5 protein-coding genes are annotated in these 3,566 nt (G+C 48.9%); all 5 read left to right on the top strand.

Going from position 1 to position 3,566, the window contains the following annotated elements; translation table 11 throughout:
* The coding region (locus Q0294_RS08595; RefSeq protein ID WP_299463387.1) for a YicC/YloC family endoribonuclease at positions 1 to 934 on the top strand (934 nt) is incomplete at its 5' end.
* 67 nt (positions 935 to 1,001) lie between these two features.
* Entirely contained in the window at positions 1,002 to 1,616 is a 615-nt protein-coding gene (gene gmk / locus Q0294_RS08600; protein ID WP_299463390.1) for a guanylate kinase, read from the top strand.
* Complete coding sequence (locus tag Q0294_RS08605) at positions 1,600 to 1,878, top strand: DNA-directed RNA polymerase subunit omega (RefSeq protein WP_299463393.1); 279 nt, start codon at positions 1,600 to 1,602, stop codon at positions 1,876 to 1,878. Before gmk ends, Q0294_RS08605 begins: the two co-directional genes overlap by 17 nt.
* Positions 1,879 to 1,915: 37 nt before the next feature.
* Positions 1,916 to 2,455, top strand: coding sequence for a bifunctional phosphopantothenoylcysteine decarboxylase/phosphopantothenate--cysteine ligase CoaBC (gene coaBC, locus Q0294_RS08610; protein WP_299463396.1), 540 nt, complete (start codon positions 1,916 to 1,918; stop codon positions 2,453 to 2,455).
* 49 nt (positions 2,456 to 2,504) lie between these two features.
* On the top strand, positions 2,505 to 3,131 hold the full coding sequence (locus Q0294_RS08615) for a phosphopantothenoylcysteine decarboxylase (RefSeq protein WP_299463399.1): 627 nt from the start codon (positions 2,505 to 2,507) through the stop codon (positions 3,129 to 3,131).
* The last annotated feature ends 435 nt before the right edge of the window (positions 3,132 to 3,566 follow it).

The raw sequence follows: 3,566 nt of genomic DNA on the forward strand, positions 1-3,566 counted from the left end.
CGTCCCTCTTAATATTCATCGATTCCTGTTATTCAGAAAAGAGTGTGTTGTGCTGCTAGGCATGACTGGTTTTGGAAGTTCGACTGCAGAAGACGACCGGCTATCGGTTCACGCTGAAATTCGAACGGTCAACAACCGTTATTTAAAAATATCGTCCCGATACCCGGATTTTTACGCAAAACTTGGCAGCCAGATTGAAAAGTTATTGCGGAGTTCGATTACGCGCGGAACGGTCAATCTGACGCTGAGAATTGACAATCTGGACCGCACGAGCGACTACCTGCTCGATGAAGAAGTCGTAAAACAGTATTGGTCGCAGCTAAAACATCTGACCGAAGCCTGCCACGTCCCACTGCCTGATAACCTCAACAGTTTGCTGGCGCTGCCAGGCACTGTGATTGATAACTATTCCCGATCGCATACTCCTGAAGCGGACTGGCCTCTGATTGAACAGGCAATTCAGGGAGCCCTGACCGAGTTAACCGAATTCCGTAAAAAAGAAGGAGAGTCAGCTCAGGCCGATCTCCTTGCCAGTAACCAGAAGATTTGCGATCAACTGGAAGTCGTAAAACAGAAAGCCCCCCGTGTCGTCACCAGTTATCGTGATCGTCTACACCAGAGGCTGAGTGATCTGCTGCAGGATCAGGAAGTAGACTTCGACCCGGACAGCCTGATTCGCGAAGTCAGTCTGTTCGCAGACCGATGTGACATTAATGAAGAAATCAGCCGGCTGCACTGCCACCTTGAACAATTTGATACCATCATCAAGGGGGATGCTTCCCAAGGCAAAAAGCTGGAGTTTCTGGTGCAGGAGATGTTTCGGGAAATCAATACGATCGGCTCTAAAGCCAATGATGTTGAGATTTCACACGCCGTGATTGAAATGAAGCTGGCAGTCGAAAAAATCAGAGAAAACGTTCAGAACGTTGAATAAGTTAGATCAGAATCCAAAACAGACGGAATACCGAGACTACACAGCGATCCCTCTGGAGTTTTGTAACGTGCCAAATCCCCAAGCAAACACGCAACAGGAAACGCCGATCGTCGTACTCTCGGGACCGACGGCCAGCGGTAAAACCACGATTGTAAAACGGTTATTAGAGGAATCTCCTGTCAAACTGATCAAAGCAATCTCAGCGACAACCCGCCCCAGGCGGAAAGGCGAGATTGATGGTCAGGATTATTATTTTCTGACACCGGATGAATTTGAAGAACGGCGAAAAAATAACGAATTACTTGAGTGCGAACAGGTTCACGGTTTGGGATACTGGTACGGAACATTAAAATCCGAAGTTGACCGGGCAGTTCAGGAAGGGGGCTGGCCTTTTCTGGAAATTGATGTGCAGGGTACATTGAAGCTGAAAGAACAATTCCCCCAGGCCATCACTCTGTTTGTACGAACTTCCTCCGATGAAGAATATGAAAAACGAATTCGGAGTCGAGGAACAGAATCGGAAGAAATTATCGAAAAACGGCTGGCAACAATTCGCAAGGAACTGGAGCAAGCCAAATATTATAGTCATGTCATTATTAATGACGAACTGGACCGGGCCGTTTCTGAAATTGGCACCATCCTGAAACAACGGGAGCAAGAAATCAATGCTGGAAGAATTTAAAGAAGAAGAGATCGTCAATAAAGTTGGCGGTCGTTTCAAATTGTCTTCACTTATTCAAAAGCGGATCGTCGCCCTCAACCGGGGAGCACGACCACTGGTTGAACTGCAGACCAAAAATCATCTCGAAGTCGTGGTGAAAGAAATTATGGAAGACAAAATTTATCTGGATCAATCCGGCGAAGTTGCGATTACCGAAGATCGCAAACCACTGGATGCCATTGAGTATGATGATAAAGGTCCTTCACTGGACGATTTAATCTAACTCAAGAACCAGATCCATTAGCACCGGAAATCAACTCATGCAAGGGCGTGAAATTCTATTAGGTGTCTCCGGAGGGATCGCTGCCTACAAAACGGCTGACCTCGCCAGCAAACTGGTTCAACAAGGGGCAGCCGTCAGTGTGGTTATGACGCAGGCGGCTCAAAAGTTTATTGGTGCGACGACCTTTGAAGCTCTGACGGGTCGCCCTGTCTATCAGGGTGGGTTCTCCCCTCAGGAACATTTCCAGGGAGAACATATCGGCCTGGCCCGGCGGGCGGAACTCTTCGTGATTGCTCCGGCAACGGCAAATGTCATTGCACAAATGGCTCACGGCCTGGCCGAGGATCTGCTCTCAACACTCACCTTGACCTGCACCGCCCCCATCCTGATTGCCCCTGCAATGAACGCGGATATGTGGGCGAAACCAGCCGTGCAACGAAATCTGGCACAACTGAAAGACGACGGAATTCAGATTGTCGAACCGGGAGAAGGCTGGCTGAGTTGTGGTGTGATCGGCAAAGGCCGCATGGCAGAGCCTGCGGAGATTTTAACCCGAATGAAAGAATTACTGGGCTGATTCGAAATCATTCCTGCTCTTTTCGACTCTCTTGACATGAACGAAACTCATGCGAATTCTCATCACTGCTGGTCCCACACGAGAATACCTGGACGACGTCCGCTATCTTTCCAATGCCAGCAGCGGTCAAATGGGATATGCCCTGGCCCGCTCGGCAATACAGGCAGGCCATGAAGTCGCCCTCGTTTCCGGGCCGGTCACACTGACTCCACCGGAAGGATGTGAAGTTTATCAGGTCGAAACCACCGATGAGATGTTCGCACAATGCGAGAAACTGTTTGCCGACTGTGATGGCGTCATTGGAACGGCGGCCGTCTGCGATTATCGGATCAAAACCCGCAAAGCAGGAAAAATCGCTAAAACCGGAGAAGCGATTACCTTGGAGCTGGTGGAAACCATTGATGTGCTGGCCGAGCTGGGTACACAGAAGGGTCATCGTTGGGTCATGGGCTTCGCACTCGAATCGCAGGACGCCCGTTTTAACGCGGTCCGCAAACTTTACAGCAAAAAATGCGATGCCATCGTCCTCAACGGAGTGAGTGCCATCGGCTCTTCTGAAAATTATGTGGAAGTGATCGATCAAAGCCAGGACATCGTCGCGACCTATTCCGGCGAAAAATCACAGGTCGCAGATTCATTAATCGCGTGGATTCAGGAACATATTGCGGGACAATAGGCGGGACTGCGGTCGACTCCTGCTCTCATCCGCAAAATCTCGAATACCGCAAAAAATCGGTTTAACCCGCCCTCTCGGCATTACCTGCCCTTTAAGCTTCTTCTAATTTCACTAACCCGACCTCTGATGCGGAAAGGCAACGCACTTTGTTGACTTTTTCCGACACGCCCCCGATTCGTGTGCTAGGTTTGAGTAGTTAAGGAAATCAACTTTTAGCAGAATCCATACTTTTGTCTGGTACGTCTCAATATTCCCCCATTGAGACATTAGTCGTGAAAATGTTCCCGTCTGTTGACGTTCTTGGGTTTAGTCGCAGACGGGAATTATTTTCCCTCAAACAGAAACTCTGGTTCACTCCCCAAATAAAAAGCAAGTACTTTTTAGCGTCCGCTTTGCGCGCCGTTGATTCCCCTATTAATAATACGATCTCATCAT

Origin of the sequence: uncultured Gimesia sp., from assembly GCF_937919775.1 — a bacterium.
Lineage (GTDB): Bacteria > Planctomycetota > Planctomycetia > Planctomycetales > Planctomycetaceae > Gimesia.

What these genes read in the sequence shown, in the direction of transcription:
- Q0294_RS08605 (WP_299463393.1), top strand. Translation starts at nt 1,600, where the DNA reads ATGCTGGAAGAATTTAAAGAAGAAGAGATCGTCAATAAAGTTGGCGGT.
- Q0294_RS08615 (WP_299463399.1), top strand. Translation starts at nt 2,505, where the DNA reads ATGCGAATTCTCATCACTGCTGGTCCCACACGAGAATACCTGGACGAC.
- coaBC (WP_299463396.1), top strand. Translation starts at nt 1,916, where the DNA reads ATGCAAGGGCGTGAAATTCTATTAGGTGTCTCCGGAGGGATCGCTGCC.